The organism is Bordetella genomosp. 7 (assembly GCF_002261265.1).
GTDB lineage: Bacteria > Pseudomonadota > Gammaproteobacteria > Burkholderiales > Burkholderiaceae_B > Bordetella_A.
Genome location: NZ_NEVK01000008.1, coordinates 232,981 through 253,380, shown reverse-complemented (window position 1 = coordinate 253,380; position 20,400 = coordinate 232,981). Strand labels below are relative to the sequence as shown.

The 20,400-nt window shown below is 66.1% G+C and carries 21 protein-coding genes; 8 read left to right on the top strand and 13 right to left on the bottom strand.

Annotated features, from left to right (window positions below):
- Positions 1 to 97 precede the first annotated feature (97 nt).
- The 3 genes from CAL19_RS17055 to CAL19_RS17045 all read left to right on the top strand — a co-directional run bounded on the left by CAL19_RS17055 (position 98) and on the right by CAL19_RS17045 (position 2,426).
- Positions 98 to 841 carry an ABC transporter permease gene (locus CAL19_RS17055; RefSeq protein WP_038852134.1) on the top strand — a complete coding sequence of 248 codons (744 nt, stop codon included), beginning with the start codon at positions 98 to 100 and terminating at the stop codon, positions 839 to 841.
- 74 nt (positions 842 to 915) lie between these two features.
- Positions 916 to 1,611, top strand: a complete 696-nt coding sequence (locus CAL19_RS17050) for an ABC transporter ATP-binding protein (RefSeq protein WP_094797493.1) — start codon at positions 916 to 918, stop codon at positions 1,609 to 1,611.
- Positions 1,608 to 2,426 (top strand): substrate-binding domain-containing protein, encoded by an 819-nt coding sequence (locus CAL19_RS17045; protein WP_094797492.1) that lies wholly within the window; start codon positions 1,608 to 1,610, stop codon positions 2,424 to 2,426. The genes CAL19_RS17050 and CAL19_RS17045 overlap by 4 nt, the downstream gene beginning before the upstream one ends.
- An 8-nt stretch (positions 2,427 to 2,434) precedes the next feature.
- Here CAL19_RS17045 and CAL19_RS17040 read toward each other — a convergent pair whose 3' ends face one another.
- From CAL19_RS17040 to CAL19_RS17020, 5 genes are all read right to left on the bottom strand, one after another.
- Positions 2,435 to 2,875 (bottom strand): CopD family copper resistance protein, encoded by a 441-nt coding sequence (locus CAL19_RS17040; protein ID WP_094797491.1) that lies wholly within the window; start codon positions 2,873 to 2,875, stop codon positions 2,435 to 2,437.
- A gap of 122 nt (positions 2,876 to 2,997) precedes the next feature.
- Positions 2,998 to 3,777, bottom strand: coding sequence for an META and DUF4377 domain-containing protein (locus CAL19_RS17035; RefSeq protein WP_026638938.1), 780 nt, complete (start codon positions 3,775 to 3,777; stop codon positions 2,998 to 3,000).
- A gap of 99 nt (positions 3,778 to 3,876) precedes the next feature.
- Positions 3,877 to 4,479, bottom strand: a complete 603-nt coding sequence (locus tag CAL19_RS17030) for a DNA-3-methyladenine glycosylase I (protein WP_094797490.1) — start codon at positions 4,477 to 4,479, stop codon at positions 3,877 to 3,879.
- Entirely contained in the window at positions 4,476 to 4,976 is a 501-nt protein-coding gene (locus tag CAL19_RS17025; protein ID WP_094797489.1) for a methylated-DNA--[protein]-cysteine S-methyltransferase, read from the bottom strand. The genes CAL19_RS17030 and CAL19_RS17025 overlap by 4 nt, the downstream gene beginning before the upstream one ends.
- Positions 4,977 to 5,091: 115 nt before the next feature.
- Positions 5,092 to 5,919, bottom strand: a complete 828-nt coding sequence (locus tag CAL19_RS17020; RefSeq protein WP_094797488.1) for an isocitrate lyase/PEP mutase family protein — start codon at positions 5,917 to 5,919, stop codon at positions 5,092 to 5,094.
- Between the two features lie 109 nt (positions 5,920 to 6,028).
- Here CAL19_RS17020 and CAL19_RS17015 point away from each other — a divergent pair, with 109 nt between their 5' ends.
- Both CAL19_RS17015 and CAL19_RS17010 read left to right on the top strand, forming a co-directional pair.
- Positions 6,029 to 7,234 carry a putative DNA modification/repair radical SAM protein gene (locus CAL19_RS17015; RefSeq protein ID WP_094797727.1) on the top strand — a complete coding sequence of 402 codons (1,206 nt, stop codon included), beginning with the start codon at positions 6,029 to 6,031 and terminating at the stop codon, positions 7,232 to 7,234.
- Entirely contained in the window at positions 7,231 to 8,724 is a 1,494-nt protein-coding gene (locus tag CAL19_RS17010; protein ID WP_094797487.1) for a UdgX family uracil-DNA binding protein, read from the top strand. Before CAL19_RS17015 ends, CAL19_RS17010 begins: the two co-directional genes overlap by 4 nt.
- On the opposite strand, the gene CAL19_RS17005 is transcribed toward CAL19_RS17010, so the two are convergent.
- From CAL19_RS17005 to CAL19_RS16990, 4 genes are read right to left on the bottom strand one after another with little or no spacing between them, the layout of a single operon-like run.
- Complete coding sequence (locus tag CAL19_RS17005) at positions 8,682 to 9,959, bottom strand: TRAP transporter large permease (protein ID WP_026638932.1); 1,278 nt, start codon at positions 9,957 to 9,959, stop codon at positions 8,682 to 8,684. The two genes, CAL19_RS17010 and CAL19_RS17005, sit on opposite strands and share 43 nt — an antisense overlap.
- Positions 9,956 to 10,450, bottom strand: coding sequence for a TRAP transporter small permease (locus tag CAL19_RS17000; RefSeq protein WP_081745660.1), 495 nt, complete (start codon positions 10,448 to 10,450; stop codon positions 9,956 to 9,958). Before CAL19_RS17000 ends, CAL19_RS17005 begins: the two co-directional genes overlap by 4 nt.
- Positions 10,447 to 11,448 carry a TRAP transporter substrate-binding protein gene (locus CAL19_RS16995; protein WP_094797486.1) on the bottom strand — a complete coding sequence of 334 codons (1,002 nt, stop codon included), beginning with the start codon at positions 11,446 to 11,448 and terminating at the stop codon, positions 10,447 to 10,449. Before CAL19_RS16995 ends, CAL19_RS17000 begins: the two co-directional genes overlap by 4 nt.
- A 44-nt stretch (positions 11,449 to 11,492) precedes the next feature.
- On the bottom strand, positions 11,493 to 12,374 hold the full coding sequence (locus CAL19_RS16990) for an amidohydrolase family protein (protein ID WP_212589911.1): 882 nt from the start codon (positions 12,372 to 12,374) through the stop codon (positions 11,493 to 11,495).
- Between the two features lie 280 nt (positions 12,375 to 12,654).
- On the opposite strand from CAL19_RS16990, the gene CAL19_RS16985 reads away from it, so the two are divergent.
- Both CAL19_RS16985 and CAL19_RS16980 read left to right on the top strand, forming a co-directional pair.
- Complete coding sequence (locus CAL19_RS16985) at positions 12,655 to 13,167, top strand: DoxX family protein (protein ID WP_081745659.1); 513 nt, start codon at positions 12,655 to 12,657, stop codon at positions 13,165 to 13,167.
- A complete protein-coding gene (locus CAL19_RS16980) occupies positions 13,164 to 14,354 on the top strand; it encodes an alpha/beta hydrolase (RefSeq protein ID WP_094797484.1) in 1,191 nt (396 codons plus the stop codon). Before CAL19_RS16985 ends, CAL19_RS16980 begins: the two co-directional genes overlap by 4 nt.
- Before the next feature lie 25 nt (positions 14,355 to 14,379).
- Here CAL19_RS16980 and CAL19_RS16975 read toward each other — a convergent pair whose 3' ends face one another.
- The 4 genes from CAL19_RS16975 to CAL19_RS16960 form a co-directional block, all read right to left on the bottom strand.
- The gene (locus tag CAL19_RS16975) at positions 14,380 to 15,339 is read right to left on the bottom strand and encodes a Bug family tripartite tricarboxylate transporter substrate binding protein (protein ID WP_094797483.1); all 960 of its coding nucleotides are present in this window, start codon (positions 15,337 to 15,339) and stop codon (positions 14,380 to 14,382) included.
- The gene (locus CAL19_RS16970) at positions 15,336 to 16,601 is read right to left on the bottom strand and encodes a CaiB/BaiF CoA transferase family protein (RefSeq protein WP_094797482.1); all 1,266 of its coding nucleotides are present in this window, start codon (positions 16,599 to 16,601) and stop codon (positions 15,336 to 15,338) included. The genes CAL19_RS16975 and CAL19_RS16970 overlap by 4 nt, the downstream gene beginning before the upstream one ends.
- A gap of 63 nt (positions 16,602 to 16,664) precedes the next feature.
- Complete coding sequence (locus CAL19_RS16965; RefSeq protein WP_026638928.1) at positions 16,665 to 17,810, bottom strand: FAS1-like dehydratase domain-containing protein; 1,146 nt, start codon at positions 17,808 to 17,810, stop codon at positions 16,665 to 16,667.
- 24 nt (positions 17,811 to 17,834) lie between these two features.
- Positions 17,835 to 19,400 carry an acyl-CoA synthetase gene (locus CAL19_RS16960; protein ID WP_094797481.1) on the bottom strand — a complete coding sequence of 522 codons (1,566 nt, stop codon included), beginning with the start codon at positions 19,398 to 19,400 and terminating at the stop codon, positions 17,835 to 17,837.
- A 176-nt stretch (positions 19,401 to 19,576) separates the two neighbouring features.
- On the opposite strand from CAL19_RS16960, the gene CAL19_RS16955 reads away from it, so the two are divergent.
- Entirely contained in the window at positions 19,577 to 20,365 is a 789-nt protein-coding gene (locus CAL19_RS16955; protein WP_026638926.1) for an IclR family transcriptional regulator, read from the top strand.
- Positions 20,366 to 20,400: the final 35 nt, after the last annotated feature.

Sequence of the window (20,400 nt, the reverse complement as noted above, 5' to 3'; positions counted from 1 at the left end):
CGCGGGCCGGATAGGCCGTCGGGCTTATGCAATCCGTTTCATATGGCTTGCATGATACTGCTGCGATACCCTCAGTACACCTCAGACCAAGACCATCATGAATACCCTGGCCGACAGCGTCCTGACCGCAATCCACCTTATCGCGACCGCCGACTCAGTGCTGCTGTCCATCGTGGCGCGATCGCTGGCCGTCAGCGCCTGTGCGTGCCTGCTGGCGTGCGTGTTCGGCATGGCCGCCGGATCGTGGCTGGCCGTAGCGCGTTTTCGTGGCCGCGGCATCGTGTTGACGCTGCTGAATACGTCACTGGCCCTGCCTTCGGTGGTGGTGGGCCTGGTGGTGTACCTGCTGCTGTCTCATTCCGGCCCGCTGGGCTTTCTGGGCTGGCTGTTCTCGTTCCAGGCCATGGTGCTGGCGCAGACCGTGCTGGTGGTGCCCATCGTTACCGCGCTTGTGCGCCAGACGGTCGAAGACGCCGAGCGCCATCATGGCGAGCAATTGCGTTCATTGCGTGCGCGCTCCATGGTACGCGCGCTGCTGTTGGTGTGGGACGAGCGCTTCACCTTGCTGACCATCGTGATTACCGCCTTCGGGCGCGCCGTTTCCGAAGTGGGCGCGGTGATGGTGGTGGGCGGCAACATCGAAGGCTACACGCGCGTCATGACGACGGCCATCGCACTCGAGACCAGCAAGGGCGACCTGCCGCTGGCGGTGGCGCTGGGCCTGATATTGCTGCTGGTAGTGCTGTTGCTCAACATCCTGGCGGCACTTGTGCGGCGCTGGCGCGAGCGGCGCGACGCCGGACTGTCGGGCCTGTTCGGGGCGGCGGGGGCTGTGCAGTGAAAGGCCTGCGCACCGAAACGGCTCCGGGCCCCGGCGGTGCAACCGACAGCCGTGCGCCCGCCCCGCCTAGGCCCTTGTTCGATCTGCACGAGGTCGACGTCGCTTACGGCGCGGTGCGGGCGCTGCGCGGGGTGTCGCTGAAGATCCACGCCGGCGAATGCGTGGCCCTGGTGGGCGCCAATGGCAGCGGCAAGAGCACCTTGCTGCGTCTATTGCATTGCCTGATCCAGCCCACGCGCGGGGTGGCGCATTGCCTGGCGCGCCGCCGCCAGGCAATGCTGTTCCAGCACCCCTACATGTTGCGCACATCGGCACTGAACAACGTCACGCTGGGCCTGTGGCTGCGCGGCATGCGCTGGCGGGATGCGCGCATGCGGGGCCAGGAAGCGTTGGCGCGCGCGGGCATGTCGGAACTGGCGCAGCGCAATGCCAAGACCTTGTCCGGTGGCCAGCAGCAGCGCCTGGCCATGGTGCGGGCCTGGGCGCTGCAGCCCGACGTCCTGCTGCTGGACGAGCCTACCGCCAGCCTCGATCCGCACGCCAAGCGCGATGTCGAGCAGATGATGCAGGCGTTCACCAGCGGCGGCGCGGATCGCGCGCCCGCCATGGTGTTCAGCAGCCACAACCTGGGGCAGGTCAAGCGCCTGGCGCGCCGCGTGATTTACCTGGAGCGCGGGCAGGTAATCACCGACCTGCCCGTCGACGATTTTTTCTATGGCCCGTTGCCCGAGGCGGCGCGCCTGTTCGTCAAAGGAGAACGCATAACATGAAACTCACCAACTTATTGCGGCGCGCCGCCGCTCCGGCGCTGCTGGCGGCGGCGCTTGTTACATCGCCGGCTGCCAACGCCGAAACAATCGTCATGGCGTCCACCACCTCTACCGAGCAGTCCGGCCTGTTTTCGCATCTGTTGCCGGCGTTCAAGCAGGCAAGCGGCGTGGACGTCAAAGTGGTGGCGCAGGGCACGGGCCAGGCGCTGGACATGGCGCGCCGCGGCGATGCCGATGTGCTGTTCGTGCACGACCAGGTCGCAGAAGAAAAGTTCGTGGCCGACGGCTATGCCACCAAGCGCTATCCGGTGATGTACAACGATTTCGTGCTCGTGGGGCCCGCAGATGATCCGGTCGGCGTCAAGGGCAACGACATCGTCAAGGCGCTGGCCAAACTCGCGCAGGACAACGCACCGTTCGTATCCCGCGGCGACAAGAGCGGCACCCACGCTGCCGAGCTGCGATTCTGGAAGGCGGCACAGGTTCAAGACCAGGGCAAGGGATACAAGGCCTGTGGCTGCGGCATGGGCCCCGCCCTGAATATGGCGTCATCGATGAATGCCTATGCGCTGACCGACCGCGGCACCTGGCTCAGCTTCAAGAACCCGGGCAATCTGGCTGTGCTGGTCGAAGGTGACAAGCGGCTTTTCAACCAGTACGGCGTCATGGTGGTGAACCCCGCCAAATTCCCGCACGTCAAGGCCAAGCAGGCCCAGCAGTTCGTAGACTGGGTGACGTCCAAGGCCGGCCAGGACGCCATTGCCGCCTATAAGGTAAATGGCCAGCAGCTGTTCTTCCCGAACGCCGGCCAATAGCGCGGCGTCTACCAGTGCAGGTAGAACATGCCCTTGGCCAGCAAGACGATCAGCAGCACATGACAGAACACGCTGACGTGGATGCGGTGCGAGTTGCGGCCATTTAGGCGGCCGCGGCGCTGCAACACCATGGCCGCGACAAAGTGGCCGAACACGCTTGCGGCCAATGCGATCTTCAACCAGAGCAATACGCCGAAGCTGCCGGCCGGTGACAGGGCCAGCGCGTGCCGGTGCTGCCACGCCAGGCCCAGCCCGGCCCCATACAGCGCCAGGATGATCCACGGCACGATGCGGCGGGCGCGCGCGCCTATGGCCGCTTCGATGACGCGCATAGCTTCACGCGGCACGTGCCTGCGTACGCCTTCCAGCATGATGATTTCGAAGAACACCGTGCCGGCGAATGCAATGGCGGCAAACAGGTGCACGATCAGCAGGATGGGATAGGCCATGGCATGGGGCGGAAAAAGGGGCGAGGGCGGCGCGCAGGTTCGATGTTGTATCGACGCAGGCCGCGGCGCCCTTGACGGCGATCAAGCCTGCGCCGGGCCGTGCGCCGCGGCCGCGATATCGATTATTCGCGGGCGCTTTCCACTACCATGTCCAGCACGTATGCGTAGCGCGAGGCATCGGCCGGCGCCTGCGGGCGTTCATAGCGCTTGACGCGCAGCACGTTGCGTACGCCGGGCTCATGGGTGTACCCCTCGATTTCGTCATAGAAGGCCTGCCATTCGCCGTGGCCGGTTTTCAGGCCCTGCGCATCGAACTGAACCTCGCGGATCCGCAGGCATTGTTTGCCGGGCACCAGGGGGTGCGAGCAGGGAACTCGCTGCGCGGAGACTTCCATGAACAGGGTCTGGCCTGCCGTGCCGAAGCGTGTCTGGTCGGTAGGCGTGCCCGCCAGCGTCCATGTCGCGCCATCGTTGAAGGTCAGTGTCAGCGCGGGGCCGCCCTGGCCCTGGTCGATGCGCCAGGCGGCGGCCTGCGGCAGGCGCTGGCCCAACGCCTGTTCGTATTGCATGACGGCGGCTTCCGGGCAGGCCATCATGGTGCCCACCACAGGCGAAATGCTGATTCTGCTGCCCTGCAGGGTATAGCTGGCGCCCAGGCGATTGCACAGGCCCGACACCGACAAGCGGCCGTCGGCGAAACTCAGGCGCAGGGGCTGCCCCTGGCGGGTGGCGGGGGGCGCCCAATCAGGCTGCGGCGCGCCATTGCCGTCATGGGCCTGGGCAAGGTCCCAGTGATAGGCCGACAGCGCGGCTGGCGCGGAATCGGACGACGGGCTGGTGGCGCACGCGGCCAGCATGCCCGCGGCGCTGATGAGGAAGAAGCGGCACAGTGAACGATACATGGGCTTTCCCGGTAGCTGCCTGCAGAGAGGCCGACTCCTTGATTATGGCGCGACTTCCGCGCCGTGCGCCATGCACGGGCGTTTGTGCGCGCGGCAACGTCAGCGCGGCCAAACCCCCGAACTGCCCCGCCGATGGCTGTCGAGCAGGTGCGTGTCGACGATGCCCACGGCTTCCATCAGTGCATGCATCGTGGTGGGCCCCACAAACGAGAACCCCCGCTTGCGCAAGGCCTTGCTCAGTGCGGTGGATGCTTCGGACACCGTGGGGATTTCGTCCAGCGTGCGCGGCTCGGGCGTGGCGGGGGGCTTGAACGACCAGATGAATTCCGCCAGGCCGCCGTCGGCGCGCAGCGTGATGGTGGCCGCCGCATTGTTGATGGTTGCCAGGATCTTGGCACGGTTGCGCACGATGCCCGCGTCGGCCATCAGGCGGTCGATATCGCTGGCGTTGAAGGCCGCCACCGCATCGGGGTCGAAATGGCGGAATGCCTTGCGAAAGGCCTCGCGCTTGCGCAGGATGGTGGCCCACGACAGCCCCGACTGGAAGCATTCGAGGCTGAGCCGTTCAAACAGCCCCTGTTCGTCGCGCACCGGCATGCCCCATTCGGTGTCGTAATAGTGCTGCAGCATCGGATCGTGCGCTGCCCAGGGCGGCCGGGCAAGCCCGTCCTGTCCGATGATGACGCTGCGCTGCGTGTTCATGCCGCGAGTTCTCCTTGTTTGGTTTCCAATGCCAGCAGCAGGGCCTTGGCGCGCAGGCCTCCTGCAAAGCCGGTGAGCTGCCCGGTGGCGCCGACCACGCGGTGGCAAGGCGCCACGATCGACAAGGGGTTGCGACCATTGGCCGCGCCCACGGCGCGCACCGCCTTGTCGCGGCCGATCTGCGCGGCGATGTCGCGATAGCTGCGGGTCTGGCCGTACGGGATGGTCAGCAACGCGTTCCAGACCTGTTTTTGAAATTCGGTGCCGTAGTGGAAGTCCAGCGGCAGATCGAACGTATCGCGATGCCCGGAGAAGTATTCGCCGAGCTGGCGTTCGGCTTCGCACAACACGGGATCGTGCGGATCGTGATTCAGGGGGCCCAGCGGGACCCGGCCGGGCCGGTCGTTTTCCCAGAGAACGGCCACCAGCTTCATCTGGCGCGCCACCAGCGTAAGCTGCCCTACGGGCGTGGCGATGGTCTTGCAGGTGTATGACATGATCAGGCTCCTTGCGGGCGCTGCCTGCGCGTGGGGGCGCAGGCAAGCGTGGTCATGTCAGTGTAGGCGTCGCCGTCATGGCGCACACTCGCCTTCTTGCGCTGGATGTTTCCGGTCATGGGCGGGCGCCGAACAAGGCATTGAGCTGGCTGCCCTGGGCCGCGTCGGCAAACGCGGTGTCCAGGTGGCCCTGTGCCAGCAATTGCGCGGCGCGCATAAACCCTGCCCATGCCGAGCGCGCCAGCGCGCCGCCTACGCTGATGCGCCGCACGCCCAGCGACGCGATGTCGTCCAGGCTGAGTTCGGTGGTCGAGCCTACCAGCAAGTTGACTGGCTTGGGCGCGACCGCGGCGACCACCGCACGGATCTGTTCGCGCGTGTGTATGCCCGGCGCGTACAGACAATCGGCCCCCGCCTCGGCGTACGCCTGCAGGCGGGCGATGGTGTCGTGCAGGTCGGGGTTGCCCGCGATGAAATTTTCGGCGCGCCCCACCAGCAATGTGCCGGTGCCCGCCGCGTCGATGGCGCTGCGCGCTGCCTGCAGGCGCTGCACTGCGACGCCAAGTGAATATTGTGGCTGGGCGGCGTCGCCGGTGGCGTCTTCGATGGATAGCCCCGCCACGCCGGTTTCGACGGCCAGCCGCACGTTGCGCGCCACGCCTTCGGCGTCGTCGGCATAGCCGTTTTCGAAGTCGGCGTTCAGCGGCAGCGGCGTAGCCGCCACCATGGTGCGCAGGTGCGCCAGCACCGTGTCCAGGCTTGCGCCGCCATCTGGTCGGGCGCGAGACCAGGCCATGCCCGAGCTGGTGGTGGCCAGCGCCTTGAAACCCAGGCTTTGCAGAAACCTGGCGCTGCCCGCGTCCCAGGGGTTGGGCAGGATAAAGCAGCCGTTTTCGTGCAGGGCACGGAAGGTTGTGCAGGCGGGAGTGAAAGTGGCGGTCATGACGGCTGGCTCCGTGGAGTGGCGGCGGGACGTGCCCCACAATTTACCCGGCATGCAGGGCATTGCAACACCAGGCGGCAGGCAATTTTGCTGTATAAATATGCAGTATATGGAAATCGCCACCAAGCTCGAAATTCTGGCTGACGCCGCCAAATACGACGCGTCATGCGCCAGCAGCGGCGCGCCGCGCCGCGACTCCAAAGGGCGCGCGGGGCTGGGCGCCAGCACGGGCGCGGGCATCTGCCACAGCTTCACGCCCGACGGCCGGTGCGTCTCGTTACTGAAGATACTGCTTACCAATTTCTGCCAGTACGACTGCCAGTACTGCGTCAACAGGCGATCCAGCAACGTGCCGCGCGCGCGCTTCCTGCCGCGCGAAGTGGTCGATCTCACGCTCGACTTCTACCGGCGCAACTACATCGACGGGCTGTTCCTGAGCTCGGGCATCATCCGCAATGCCGACTACACCATGGAACAACTGGTGCAGGTGGCCCGGTCGCTGCGCGAAACCCACCAGTTTCGCGGCTACATCCACCTGAAAACCATCCCCGACGCCGACCCGCGCCTTATTACGCTTGCCGGCCAGTATGCCGACCGGCTCAGCGTCAATATCGAACTGCCCACCGACAAGGGCCTGTACCGCCTGGCGCCCGAGAAGAACGCCGGCACCATCAAGCGGGCCATGGGCTCGATCCGCCTGGCGCAGGAAACCGCGCGCGAAGAAAAACGCCGCAACGCGCCGGCGGGGCAAAGCACGCAGATGATCGTCGGCGCCGACGACGCGGACGACCGCGCCATCCTGAATACCGCGCAGGCGCTGTATGGCGCGTACAAGCTCAAGCGCGTGTATTACTCCGCCTTCAGCCCCATCCCCGACAGCCCCTCCGGCCTGCCCGCGCAGGCGCCGCCCCTGTTGCGCGAGCATCGCCTGTACCAGGCCGATTTCCTGTTGCGCGGCTACGGCTATCGCGCCGAAGAATTGTTCCAGGGCTCGGGCGACCTGCCGCTGGACATCGATCCCAAGCTGGCGTGGGCATTGGCGCACCGCGACCTGTTTCCGGTGGACCTTAACCGCGCGCCGCTACGGCTGGTGGCGCGCGTGCCCGGCATAGGCATACGCAACGCCCAGCGCCTGGTCGAATTGCGCCGCCTGCGAGCCGTGCGCTACCAAGACCTGGTGCGCCTGCGTTGCCCCATGCAAAAACTGCGGCCCTTCGTCGTGGTGCAAGATTACCGGCCGCCGCTGGCCGACCCCACCTCTGAACAACTGCGCCGGGCGCTCAGCCCCGCCCCGGCACAGTTGTCCCTGCTATGAGCCACGCCGTTCAACGCAGGCTTGTCGTGACGCCCACCTACGCCGGCTGGCGCAAACAGGCCCTGATCGCGCTCGCGGCGCAATGGCCCCCTGAAACCCTTGCCTGGGAAGACGCGCCGCATCAGCCACAGGCCGCGCAGATTGCGCTGGACTATGCCGCGCCTGGCGATGAGCCCCACGCCGAAGCGCCTTGCCCGGGCTTGCCTCCGGCGCCGCCGCAGGTGCGTGTTTCCAGAGAGTTCGCGCAACTGCTGCGCGAGGCCGCGCAGTATCGGTCGCCACGGCCGTGGGCTTTGCTGTATCGCGTTCTGTGGCGCTATACGCACGGCGACCGGGCCGGCGTATCGGCGGCCGATGAAGACGGCGCGCGGCTGCATGCCATGGCCAAGGCCGTACGCCGCGACCACCATGACATGATCGCCTATGTCCGCTTTCGTCGCAGCGATCGCCCCGGCATGCCGCAGTACGTGGCCTGGTATGAGCCCCGGCACGATGTGCTGGCCGACGCCGCCGATCACTTCGCACGCCGCATGGGCCATGCGACGTGGTGCATAGGCACGCCGCACGGCCTGGCCCACTGGGATGGCAGCGCCCTGCGCATTACCGACGCGCCCGCCGACGCGCAGGCGTTGCGGGCCGACGCTGCAGCCGATCCGGCCGAGGCGCTGTGGCGGCTGTATTACCAAAGCACCTTCAACCCGGCGCGCCTGAACGAAGCGGCGCTGCACCAGCGCATGCCCGTGCGTTTCTGGAAGGGCCTGCCCGAAGCGGCGCTGATTCCCTCCATGATCGCCCAGGCGCGCCATGGCGCGCGCCGGCACGCCCAGGCACAGGGCGTGGGCGACATGCCGGGCAAGCCGGTGGCGGTAGACGCGCAGCGCGCGCAGCCGCAGCGGCCCGTGCCCGCCGCGCTCGACGCGTGCCGCCGCTGTGAACTGTGGCGCCACGCCACGCAGGCGGTGCCGGGGCAGGGCCGCGATGCGGCGCGCGTCATGCTGGTGGGCGAACAACCGGGCGACCACGAAGACCTGGCCGGGCAGGTTTTCATCGGGCCGGCCGGCCAGGTGCTCGACGAAGCCCTGAAATGCGCCGGCGTGCCGCGCGATGCGCTGTACCTTACCAACGCCGTCAAGCATTTCAAATGGGTGGCTCGCGGCAAACGGCGCATCCACAAGACGCCGGCCCAACGCGAAATCGATGCATGCTCGCTCTGGCTGCAAGAAGAACTCGAACGCGTGCGTCCCGAGGTCATCGTTGCCCTGGGCGCCACGGCGCTGCGAGCCATCGCGGGGCCCGGGGCCCGCCTGCAAGAATGCATGGGACGGCCCATGCGCCTGGGCCGCGCATGGCTGTTGGCCACCTGGCATCCTTCGTATGCGCTGCGGGCGGGCGGCGACGACGCCCGCGGGCGGGTGGTGGCGGGCATCGCCGACGCCGTCGCGCAGGGCTACCAGCTCGCCGGCAGCGCCAGCGAAAATGCCGGCACGTAGGTCACCAGGAACAACACCACCAGCATCACCAGCACAAACGGAATGATGGCGCGGCCCACGTCCCAGAGCTTGAGCTTGCTGATGGCCATGCCGATGAACAGGCAATAGCCGATGGGCGGCGCCGCCATGCCGATAGCCACGTTGGTGACGATCATGCTGCCGAAATGGATGGGGTCCACGCCGTATTGCCGCCCGATGGCAATCAGCATGGGCCCCAGGATGACCATGATCGCCACTTCATCCATTACCGCGGCCAGCAAGAAAAAGCCGATATTCAGCACGGCCAGCATCACCCATTTGGTATGCACGTGGTCGGCCAGCCAGGTGGTCAGCGTCGATGCCAGCTGCTCTTGCGCGACCAGCACGCCGAACCCTTGCGAGAAACCCACAATGGCCAGCACCAGGGCGGTGGTCGAGATGGCCCGCGTAATGATGGCGCCCAGCTGCGTCACTTTCAGCGTGCGTTCGATAAACAGCGTAACCAGCAAGGCATACAGGCAAGCCACCACGGCCGCCTCGGTGGGTGTGAACAGGCCCAGGTAGATGCCGCCAAGCACGAGCAGGGGCGCCAACAATACCCATACCCCCTGGCGCAGCGCGGTGGCGATCTCGGCAAGCGTGGCGCGCGGGCGGCAGGCTACATGGTGCCGGCGCGCGTGCAGCAGCACCAGTAGCGCCATGCCCCCGGCCATGAGCAGCCCCGGCAGCACGCCGGACAAAAACAGCTTCACGATGGATTGCTCGGCGATCACGCCCCAGATCACGAAGGCGATCGACGGCGGAATCAGCGGCGCCAGCACGCCGGCCGCCACGCACAGCGCGGTGGCGTACGCTTTCGAATAGCCGCGTTCGGCCATGGCCGGAATCATGACCGCGCCGATGGCTGCCGTCGTGGCCGGGGCCGAGCCGCTTATCGCCGCGAACACGACCGCCGCCAGAATGGCCACCAGGCCCAGGCCGCCCGGCAGATGGCGCACGAATACGTCGGCCACGTTGACCAGCCGCTTGGACAGGCCGCCTGCCGACATGATTTCGCCGGCCAGCATGAAGAACGGAATCGCCAGCAGGCTGAAACTCTGTGTGCCCGCCACCAGCGTCTGCGGCAACAGCATGGGATCGATGCCGCTGATGGTGATCGACGCAATGATGCAGATCGCCAGCGCAAACGCGAATGGCACGCCCAGCAGCACCAGCCCCGCGAACCCCAGGGAAAGAATCGCCGCAACTGCGCTCATTGCAATGCCTCGGCAGGGTCCGGATCGTCGCTGGCGGCCGCGCCCGCCAGCAGCCGCTCAAGCGCAAAGGCAGCAACCAGCGCGCCGCTGACGACACAGCTCGCGTACAGCAGCGGCATCGGATAACCGGTGGCCGCAGACGTGATGCCGAACGCGCTTTCGGTGTACTGCCATCCGGCCACCACCAGGTACACACCCACCGCCACGATCGCGCTCAGCACCAGGCGTTCCGTCAAGCGGCGCAGCGCGCGGGGAAGCACATCCAGCAGCAGATCCATGCGCACGTGCACCCCTTCGCGTACCCCGTAAGCCATGCCCAGCAACACCGTCCAGCTGAAGGCCAGCAGGGCGATTTCCTCGGTCCAGGAAGGCGGTGCATTGAACGCCGTGCGCATAATGACCTGCACCGCCAACGCCCCCAGCATGACAACCGTCAGCACCCGCACGGCAACCTTGGTGGCTGCCGCCAGCCCCTGCATCAGTTTCCTCATTTGGCGCCGGGCGCGGCGGCCAGTATTGCGTCAATCAGGTCGCCCTGGCCCGCCTTGCGGGCCTTGTCGTATATGGGCGCGACCGCGCTGCGGAAGCTGGCGACTTCCGCAATCGGGTTCACTTGCATCGAGGTTTTCTGCAGGCTGGCCAGCGCCTTGGGCGTCTGCCCGGCCATGGCCTGGCGCTGTTCCCTGACGGCTTCTTTGGCGGCGGCGCGCACCCACTCTTGCTGTTGGGGCGTCATCTTGTCCAGCAGCCGCTTGTTCATCAGCAGTTCGTAGGCGGTAAACGTATGGTTGGTAAGCGACAGGTACTTGGCGAACTCGCTGACCTTCAACGGCTCGATCAGGGCCACAGGCAGTTCCAGCCCGTCAATGGTGCCTTGCTGGATAGCCGTGATGGTCTCGCCCCAGGCCATGGGCACGGCGGCGCCGCCCAGCGAATTGACCAGGTCGATGTAGATGGGGTTCTGCATCACCCGCACCTTGACGCCCTGCAGGTCGGCGGGCTGCGACACGGGGCGCGTGTTGTTGATCATGCTGCGAAAGCCGCCCTCGAAGTATCCCAGCACGACCACTCCCTTGGCAGCCATGCGCTTGGCCAGCTCGTCGCCCACGGCGCCGTCCAGCACTTTGTGCACATGGGCTTCATTCTCGAACAGGAAGGGCAGGTCCAGCACGCCGAATGCGGGCTCGGTCTGCGCCGTGACGGCATTGGTGACCACCGCCGCGTCCACGGTGCCAAAGCGTGTGCCTTCGACCAGTTGCTTGTCATCGCCCAGCTGGCGGTTGGGATAAAGCTGCACCTGCATCGTGCCCCCCGACTGGCGCTCCAGGGCTTCCTTGAAGGCCCGCGCGCTCATGGCCAGGGGGTCGGTGGCGCTGTCCGACGTGGGCCAGCCCAGTTTGATGACCTGGGGCGACTGTGCGTGGGCGCCGCCCAGGGCGGCACACAGCAGGGCAAGCGCGGCGGCCCGGATCAGGGGTGTTTTCAGCATGGTTGTCTCCTTTGTTGGTATGAGGTCGCGGCAGGTGCGTCGCCTTAGCCGTCGAATTGGTAGAGCATGGCCGGGTTCTCCACGAGAATGCGGTAGAACGTGGCAGCATCGCCCGCCCACCTGCGCAGCGCATCCAGCACGGCGGCAGAATCCACGTCGAAAGGCGGGCTGATGTCGCGGGGGTCGGCGCGCACACCGGGCTGCGGATGCGGCCAGTCGCTGCCCCATACCATGCGGTCGGCGCGGGTGCGTATGAACTCGCACGCCAGCGGTTCCATGTCGCTGTAGCCCGGCGCCTGCGACAGGCGATACGGGGCCGACAGTTTGACGTAGGCATTGCCCTCGGCCACCAGCGCAAGCACGTCTTGCAGGCCCGGCTGCTGCAGGCCGCCGCGGGCGGTCGCGCCCGCATAGTGATCCAGCACCACGGGTACCGGCAGGGCGCTCAACACGGGCGCACAGGCGGCCAGCAACGGCAGGTTCGCGTAGATCTGCACGTGCCAGCCCAGCCGCGCCACGCGCGCCGCCGTCGCGCGCAGCTGCGCCGTCGCCGTGTCGGCATTGCTGGCCTGGTCGATTTCCAGATTGACGCGCACGCCGCGCACACCCAGTGTGTGCATGGCATCCAGTTCGGAATCGGTCACGTTTTCGTCGATCACCGCCACCCCGCGCGCGCGTCCCGGCCCCAGCACGCGCAGCCCATGCAGTGTCGCGGCATTATCCGCGCCGTAGACGCTGGGCTGCACGATAACCACGCGGTCTATGCCCAGGGCGTCGTGCAGCTCGATCAGTTGCGCTATCGAGGCGGGCGGCGGCGTATAGCGCCGCACCTCAGCCCACGGATAGTCATGGGGATCCAGGAACACGTGGGTGTGGCTGTCGCAAGCGCCCGGCGGTAGCGCAACGGACGGAGAAGTCAATGTCATGGTCGATGCAGGGCCGCGTGTGATGTGGGTTCTGGCACCATAGCGCCGCCTCGCGCTTGCGGGAATGCCTGCGCGGCGCGGGAATTTCATGTCGTGAACTTTGTTTGCTTTCTGGCCAGGATTGCCGGCATTTCCCGCGTCGACGCATTGTTGAGTGCCGTTGAATTCACAAGCCGGACGCGCGGCATTTATCCGATGACGCCCGCGTGCCACCATGCCGCCCATGGCGTGGCATCGAAGGCGCGCCTGTCCGGTTATTCATCTTCAAGAGGCGACAGACATGACGACTTCTACGCCGGCCCGGCACACCGACGCCGACGCCCAGGCGCCAACTGGCGCGCGCTTGCTGTTTCCGGGGCTGGAGCGCCTTTATCACCGCGCCGAACCCTGCCTGTACGCGTTGCTGCGCCTGGCCTTCGGCATCATCATGCTTACCCATGGCCTGCCCAAGGCATTGGGCATCCCGCACGGGTCCATGGCCGACCCGATGGCAGGGTCCATCAACCTGATCCGCAACGTCATGGGGCTGCCGTTTGCGCCGCAGCTGGCGTTGCTGGTCATGCTGCTCGAAACGCTGGGCGCGGTCATGTTGGCCATCGGCCTGTGGACTCGTCCGGTCGCGCTGGCCATTGCCGTGCAGATGGCGGGCATCTGTTATGCGCTCGGCCCCACTTGGCCATGGATCGACCGCGGCATCGAGTTCCCCGTGCTGATGCTGTTCCTGGCGCTGTATATTGCGGCGCGCGGGGGCGGCCGCTATGCTGTGGACCGGAAAATCAAGTATTCCCTATGATCTTCGCGAGATTCGCGCTGGCCGTGGGCGCGTCGCTGCTCACTATCGCCTGCACGTCACCGGCGGGTCGCTACGATGCCGTCCGGCAGGTTACGTTCGAGGCCCACCGCCAGGATGCCCTGCGGGCGCTGCAGCAGCGGCGCCACTTCCAAAGCAACGATCGCGCCGCCGAGCTGGCCTGGAATGCGCCTCGCGAATGGCGTTCCGCCCGGCCCGCGGATAAAGGCATATTGCTGGTGCACGGCCTGGGCGATTCGCCGTGGTCGTTCCACGATATCGGCGAACAGCTTGCGGCGCGCGGGTTCCTGGTGCGCACGGTTTTGCTGCCCGGTCACGGCACCCATCCCGCCGACCTGCTTGACGTCACTCTCGAAGACTGGCGGCAGGTGCTGGCCGAACAGGCGCAGGCGCTGCGCAAGGAAGCCGCCCAGGTCTACCTGGGCGGGTTTTCCACCGGCGCCAACCTGGTGGTGGACTATGCCTATGCGCACCCGGACGTCGCCGGCCTGCTGCTGTTTTCGCCGGCATTGCGCTCAAATAGTGCATACGATTGGCTGGCCCCCTGGATAGGCTGGGCGCGTCCCTGGCTGCGCGAGCCCGATGGTGTGCGGCCCATGCAGAACACCGTGCGATACCTGACGGTGCCCACTAATGGTTTCGCCCAGTTCTACCGCAGCAGCCAGGCGGCGCGCCAGGCGCTTGGCCGCGCGCCCTACGGCAAGCCCGTGCTGATGATCGTGGCCGAGCATGACTCCGTGCTCGACAGCGTCTACCTTGCAGAGGTGTTCCGGACGCGGTTCACCCACCCCGCCAGCCGGCTGGTGTGGTATGGCCGCGAGCGCGCGGAATTCGCGCGCGACCAGCGTATCCTGGTTCGCCCCGACTACCTGCCCGAACGGCGAATCAGCCAGTTTTCCCATATGGGGCCGCTGTTTTCACCAGCAAATGCGCTCTATGGCGATGCCGGCAGCCTGCGCATATGCTGGAACGGGCAGGCCGAAGCCGAGCGTGCCGCGTGCGAACAAGGCGCGCCCGTATGGTTTTCGGATTGGGGATACCGCGAAGAAGGCAAAACCCACGCGCGCCTGACATTCAACCCCTACTTCGATTGGCAGGCGCAGGTCATGGCGCAGGTGCTGGATGTTTCCGGGCGCGGCGTGGCCGCGGCCCTGCAGGGCGGAACCTGAGGCGGCTCCGCCTTGCGCGGCCTGCTCAGTTGGCCTTCAGGCCGGCCTCGGCGATCACGGGCGCCCACTTCTGGCGTTCATTCTGCGCAAAGTCGCCCAGATCCTTCGGCGTGCCGCCCGCGGGCACGTGGCCCAGCGCCAGCAGGCGCTTTTGCACTTCGGGATCCTTCAGGATCTTTGCAAGCGCTTGGTTCAATGACTGGATGGCTTGCGCCGGCGTGCCGTGGGGCGCATACATGCCGTTCCAGGCAACGACCTCGAATCCCTTGACGCCTTCTTCGGCGACCGAGGGCACGCCGGGCAGCAAGGGCGACGTCTTCAGCGACGTCACTGCCAGCGGCTTGAGCTTGCCGCCGTCGATCTGCGCCGACACTGCGCTGATCGTATCCACGCCCAGACTTACCCGGCCGCCGATCAGGTCGGTCATCGCCGTCGCCGAACCCTTATAGGGAATGCCGACGATCTTGGTTTCCGTCTGCTTTTCCAGCAGTTCCAGCACCAGGCGGGCCGTGGTGCTGGGCAGGCCCACGTCCACGCCGTCCGGCTTGCTCTTGGCCGCCTTCAGTACGTCGTCCAGCGATTTGTACGGAGACTCCGGACGCGTGACGATCACCATGGGGAACGTGCTGACCAGCATGACCGGATCGAAGTTCTTGGCCGGGTCGAAGTTCAGCGTGCTGAACAGATACTGGTTGAGCACGTGCGTCCCGTTCGTGCCCATCAACAAGGTGTATCCGTCGGGCTCGGCGCGCGCGACCTCGGCCGTGCCGATGTTGCCGCCGGCGCCCGGGCGGTTCTCGACGACAAACGGCTGGCCCAGTTCCTTGGCCAGGCGCTCGGACAAAAAGCGCGTGGCCACGTCCGTGCCTTGCCCGGCCTGGTACGGCACGATCACGCGCACGGGCTTGGTGGGATAGGTATCGGCCCATGCCGTTGAACAAAAAGAAACCGCTGCGATGAACAAGGCACTCAATCTCTGTTTCATGAACGTCTCCCGGTGGAATTATTGGCTTGTTGTAGATCTGAAACGACTGCGTCACACGACTGGGTACTGCCGGGCAGCACGCCGCTTTCGCGCAGGTGCGCGATGGCTACGGCGGACAGGCCCGCTTGCTGCAAGACTTCATCGGTATGCTGGGCAAAGCCGGGTGGATTGCCGCCCGGTTGGCCCGGCGTGCGATACAGGCGGTTGGGCAAACCCACGCCGCGGTAGCCGTCGCGCTGCACCAGCATGCCGGCCGCATGTGGCTGCTCGAACGCTTCGGGCACGCTGTTGACGGGGCCCGCAGGCACGCCCAGCGCCATCAGTTCCTTGCACAGCGTCTGGCGGCTGCGCCCTGCCAGCGCCGCTTCGATGGCCACGCGCAGGGCGTCGCGGTGGGCCAGGCGGTCGGCATTGTGCGCGTATCGGGGGTCCGCAAGCACGTCGTGCAGGCCCAGGTGTTCACAGAAGCGGCCGAACTGTCGGTCGTTCAGAATGCCCAGGAAAATCTGCCCGTCCCGGCAATTGAACTTGTCATACGGCGCGATATTGGGATGCGCACTGCCCATCTGGCGTGGCGCCTGCCCCGAAGCGAGCCAGTTGGCGGCATGCGGCACCAGCAAGCTCAGGGCGGTATTGAACAGCGTCGCCTCTACGCGCTGGCCTCGTCCGCTGCGGCTGCGCTCGACGATCGCCATCAGAATGGCCGTCATGGCCGTGTAGCCGGTCAGGTGATCGACGATGGGAATGCCGATGCGCGTGGGTCCGCTGGTGTTCTCGCCGTTGATGCTCATCAACCCGCACATCGCCTGCAGAATGGCGTCGTAGCCGGGAAGGCCGCCCAACGGCCCGTCTTCGCCGAAGCCGCTGATGGTGCAGTACACCAGGCCGGGAAAGCGGGGCGCCAGTATCGTGTCGTAGTCCAGCCCCCAGCGGCGCATGGTGCCGGGCAGGAAATTCTCGACCAGCACGTCGGCATCCTGCAGCAGCGCAAACAAGACATCGTGCGCGCCGGGTTGGGTAAGGTCCAGCGTAATGGCCCGCTTGCCACGGTTCACAGAGCCGAAGTAGGCGGCATTGCCGTCGTCGGCGAACGGCGGCCCCAGCGTGCGGGTCTCGTCGCCCAGCGGAGGCTCAACCTTGATGACATCCGCCCCGTTGTCGGCCAGCATCTGCGTGCACAACGGCCCGGCCAGAACGCGCGACAGGTCGATGACTTTCAGCCCTGCAAGCGCGCCGCCATGGTGTTCGGAAGCGTCGAACATGATCGCACCCTCACAAACGTAAGACCCCGGCCAGCCCTGGCCGGGGAGAAAAGGGGCCGTGGTTCAACCGCGCGCGGGCAGCTCTACGACGCCGGTGCCCAGCACGGACAACTCGTTATCCTGGTTGCGCGCCTCTTGCTCGATTTCCACCAGGTGCTTGCCGTCTTCTACGTACTTGCGCTTGACGCGTGCCTTGAAGAACAGCATGTCGCCCTCGGGGTTGTGGCGGCGGATCTTGCAGTACGACTTGCGCAGGAACCCGTCGTCGCCCATCCAGTTGGTCAGCTGGTGCGTCAGCCAGGAATTGCGCTCGGGGCCGTAGTCGTACGCGCCCGGCGCGCCCACTTCCAGGGCGAAATCTTCTTCCCAGTGCACCCGCTCCGGCACGTCGGGGATGCCGAACCGGTTGGTGATGCCCACGCCGGGGTGCGCGTCGATCAGTTGCCATGCCAGCTTGTTGGCGCGGATGTACAGGCCGCCCCAGCCCTGTGCGTAGGCGATGAAGCCGGTCACCGTCATGGGGCCCTTGAAAAGCACCGGGAGTTCTTCGCCTTCTTGCACGTCGTCCCAGTAGCGGGTGTTGGCGCCGCGCACTTCTTCCTGCGCATACAGCTGATAGGCGGCGCGGATCTCTTCTTCGGTGTAGCGGCGCGGCTCGCGGGCGCGCACTTCTTTGTACTTGCTGCCCTGTTCGCGGGCGTGGTCGCGCTCGGTGCGGAAGCACCAGCTGTCGGCTTCGGCAACCTTGTCGCCTTCCTGGTTGAAGAAATCCACATGGTAGATCTGCTGGACCGCGCGGCCCGCAAAGCGCGTTTCGTGCTCGATCAGGTCTTTAAGATAGGCTTCGGTGCGGATTTCGTCGTTGCGGCGTACGGGCTTGTGCCAGGTCCAGTCGGCCCCCGACCACATGGCGTGCACGCCGGGCAGGCCGCCCACGTATCCGGAAACGATGCGGCTGGTGGCAAACAGAAAGCTGGGCAGGGCGATGATGCCGCCATAGCGGGTGTTCTGCGCGTATTGCGGGTCGCACCACAACGGGTTGTCGTCGCCAATGCCGTGCGCATAGTGGCGGATGTTGTCGCGCGTGGCCTCGTAGCACCAGGGTTCGGCCGTGGCGCCGATCTTTACGCCGATGCGGGCGCGCAGCTCGTCCAGGCCGCGTTCGGTGATCTTGGGAAAACTGCGTGCGGTTTCGGTCTTGGTCAACATGGTGTCTCCGTGTCCTCTCTCGAATTAATGTTCGGCAACGGCCGCGCGCTGCGCCGCTTCCTGGTCGCGCAATTTCTTGCGGTGAATCTTTCCTGCCGGGGTCTTGGGCAGTTCCGCCACGAACACCACCTGGCGGGGATACTCGTGCTGGCTCAGCTGCGTGCGTACGCCGTCCTGGATTTCGCGGATAAAGGCCTCGTCGCCTGGCCTGCGTGCGACTACGAAGGCCTTCACGACCTGGCCGCGCACGGCGTCGGGCACGCCGATGGCGGCGGCCTCTGCCACGTCGGGGTGTTTCAGAATGGCGTCTTCGATCTCGACGGCGCTCATGGTCCAGCCGGCCGAGATAATCACGTCATCGGCACGGCCGCCATGCCAGAAGTAGCCGTCTTCATCCGTGCGTCCCAGGTCTTTGGTGGGCACCCATTCGCCGCGCCGCCAAACCTTCAGTTCGCCCGTTACGCCGGGCGGGCAGGGGGCGCCGCTGGGATCCTGCACTTGCACGCGCAGGCCCGGCACCGCCTTGCCCAGCGAACCCGGCTTGACCTTGAAGTCCGGCGCGCCGGGGTAGCTGACCAGGCACACGCCGATTTCGGTAGTGCCGTACATGCTGCAGGCCGGCCGGCCGAAGGTGGCCTGCACGAATTCCGCCGTTTCACTATCGATGGGCTCGCCCGTGAAGGACAATTTCTGCAGGTAATACTGGTATTGGCCGGCCGCGCCCGAGTTGCGCATCATGCGGTAATGCGTGGCCGCCGCCGACAGATTGTTGAAGCGGTGGTCCTGCAAAGCCTGCAGCAGGCGTTCGGCGTTGTACTTGCCCGAATAGGCGCCTATGGTCACGCCCAGCGCCAACGGCGCCAGCGTGCCATGCCACAGCCCGTGCCCCCATGCCGGAGACGACGGGCACATATAGCGGTCGCCCGGCCGTATGCCCGTGCCGTACAGCGCGGCCAGCATCAAAGTGACGATGGCGCGGTGGCTGTGCCTGACGGCGTCCGGAAGCTCGCGCGTCGTGCCTGACGTGTACTGGAAGATGGCCAGGTCGTCCGCACGGCTTTGCGTCTGGAAGTGATCGGGATACTGCCCGGGCGGCGGAATCAGGTCCTGGTCCGCGACCACCACCTCCAGGTTCGGCAGCGACGGTACTTGCCCGGCCTTTTCGGCGTTGGTGATCAACAGGCGGGGGCGGCAGTCTTCGATGCGCAGGCGGATGCCGTCCGGCCCGAACAGCGTGAACAAGGGAACGGCGATGGCGCCCATCTTGATTGCGCCGAACAGGGCTACGTAGAACTCCCGCGACGGCTCCAGCATCACGGCCACGCGGTCGCCCGGCTGGATGCCGCGCGCCACCAGTGCATGAGCAAAGCGCGACGATTCGCGCGCAAGTTCGTCAAAGCCCAGCACTTCGTCATTGCCTGACGCACGCACCAGGATCACGGCCGGCCGGCCGCTGCCTGCGTGGCGGTCGATGCATTCATGCGCGATGTTCAGGCGCTCGCGGTCGCCATCGAACAATTCCCACAGCCCGGACGGCGTGCAGTGGGTTTGCGCATCGGCATACGAAAGGTAGTCCGTCAACTTTGCCATGGCGCCTTGTCTCCTCAATCGTGTCGGGCAAACTTTGCGCCGCCCGAATAAAATTGTCAATAGCGTTCTAAAATTGTATATGTACAATTATAGGAAATGCAGCATGCGTCCCGGAATTCCTGATCTCGCGCGGCCGGCGTATCCTTGCCAAAGTTTTGTACGGAGACAGAATCCGCATGAGCGAAACCAAACCGGCGAAAGCCCCGTCAGGCCCGCGCATCCGCGAGGTGCCCGCCGTATCGCGCGCCATTGCCATCCTGCGCCTGCTGGGCCGCGGGCAGGGGCCCATGACCCTGAAGGCCATTGCCGAAGAACTGGGCATGGTCACCAGCACCTGCCTGCACATCTTGCGGGTGTTGGTCAGCGAAGGGCTCGTCAAGGTCGATGGCAGCAGCAAGCGCTACAGCCTGGGCGTCGGCATGCTTGCGCTGGCGCGCAACGTCCTGGAAACCAGCCCTTTCCCCAGCCTGGTCCAGCCGGTGCTGGACAAGCTGGCGCAAGAAGACAACATCACGGCCATAGGCGTCGAGATCACGGGCCTGGACCACATGGTGGTGCTGGCCTTGTCGCGTTCGCGCGCGCCGTTTCGCCTGCACGTCGACGTGGGCAGCCGGTTTCCCGCGCTGCTCAGCGCCACGGGGCGGCTGGTTGCCGCCTACGCAGACATCGACGACGCCGAACTCGAACGCCGCTTCAAGTCACTGCGCTGGGATCAGCCGCCCGACATGGAAGCCTGGCGCAAAGAAGTCGACACTGTGCGTCGCAAGGGTTTCAGTATCGATCGCGGCAACTACATCGACGGCGTGGCGCTGGTGGCCGTGCCGGTCTTCGATGCACGCGGCCGTCTCAGCCATTCATTGGTGGGCGCGGCGCTGGCCAACCACATGAGCGCCGCGCGGGCGCTGGACCTGGCCAAGCGCATGCAGGCCGAGGCCGAGGCGCTGTCGCAGATGATGGCCAGGTAAAGCAACGTATTTGGCGCCGCACATATCCAGGGAGC